Source organism: Streptomyces sp. NPDC028331, from assembly GCF_055565775.1.
The window spans coordinates 1-1,432 of record NZ_JBVHTR010000056.1; the positions used below are offsets into that span (position 1 = coordinate 1).

Genomic DNA, 1,432 nt, shown 5'->3' on the forward strand with positions numbered 1-1,432 from the left:
CTGAGACCTGATGCCGAGCCGATTGTGGTGAAGTGGATGATCCTATGCTGTCGAGAAAAGCCTCTAGCGAGTTTCATGGCGGCCCGTACCCTAAACCGACTCAGGTGGTCAGGTAGAGAATACCGAGGCGTTCGGGTGAACTATGGTTAAGGAATTCGGCAAAATGCCCCCGTAACTTCGGGAGAAGGGGGGCCACACCTGGTGAGGGAACTTGCTTCCTGAGCTGGGGGTGGCCGCAGAGACCAGCGAGAAGCGACTGTTTACTAAAAACACAGGTCCGTGCGAAGCCGTAAGGCGATGTATACGGACTGACGCCTGCCCGGTGCTGGAACGTTAAGGGGACCGGTTAGCTCACTTTCGGGTGGGCGAAGCTGAGAACTTAAGCGCCAGTAAACGGCGGTGGTAACTATAACCATCCTAAGGTAGCGAAATTCCTTGTCGGGTAAGTTCCGACCTGCACGAATGGCGTAACGACTTCTCGACTGTCTCAACCATAGGCCCGGTGAAATTGCACTACGAGTAAAGATGCTCGTTTCGCGCAGCAGGACGGAAAGACCCCGGGACCTTTACTACAGTTTGATATTGGTGTTCGGTTCGGCTTGTGTAGGATAGCTGGGAGACTGTGAAGCCTGGACGCCAGTTCGGGTGGAGTCGTCGTTGAAATACCAGTCTGGTCGTGCTGGATGTCTAACCCGGGTCCGTGATCCGGATCGGGGACAGTGTCTGATGGGTAGTTTAACTGGGGCGGTTGCCTCCTAAAGGGTAACGGAGGCGCCCAAAGGTTCCCTCAGCCTGGTTGGCAATCAGGTGTTGAGTGTAAGTGCACAAGGGAGCTTGACTGTGAGACCGACGGGTCGAGCAGGGACGAAAGTCGGGACTAGTGATCCGGCGGTGGCTTGTGGAAGCGCCGTCGCTCAACGGATAAAAGGTACCCCGGGGATAACAGGCTGATCTTCCCCAAGAGTCCATATCGACGGGATGGTTTGGCACCTCGATGTCGGCTCGTCGCATCCTGGGGCTGGAGTCGGTCCCAAGGGTTGGGCTGTTCGCCCATTAAAGCGGTACGCGAGCTGGGTTTAGAACGTCGTGAGACAGTTCGGTCCCTATCCGCTGTGCGCGTAGGAGTCTTGAGAAGGGCTGTCCCTAGTACGAGAGGACCGGGACGGACGAACCTCTGGTGTGCCAGTTGTTCTGCCAAGGGCATGGCTGGTTGGCTACGTTCGGGAGGGATAACCGCTGAAAGCATCTAAGCGGGAAGCCTGCTTCGAGATGAGGACTCCCACCCACTTGATGGGGTAAGGCTCCCAGTAGACGACTGGGTTGATAGGCCAGGTCTGGAAGCCCGGTGACGGGTGGAGGTGACTGGTACTAATAGGCCGAGGGCTTGTCCTCAGGTGCTCGCGTCCACTGTGTTGGTTCTGAAACCACGAAC

At 56.8% G+C, this 1,432-nt stretch carries 1 rRNA gene; it reads left to right on the plus strand.

The window, feature by feature from the left end:
- A 23S ribosomal RNA gene (locus ACZ4SW_RS37040) occupies positions 1 to 1,392 on the plus strand; the annotation flags it as partial.
- Positions 1,393 to 1,432 lie beyond the last annotated feature (40 nt).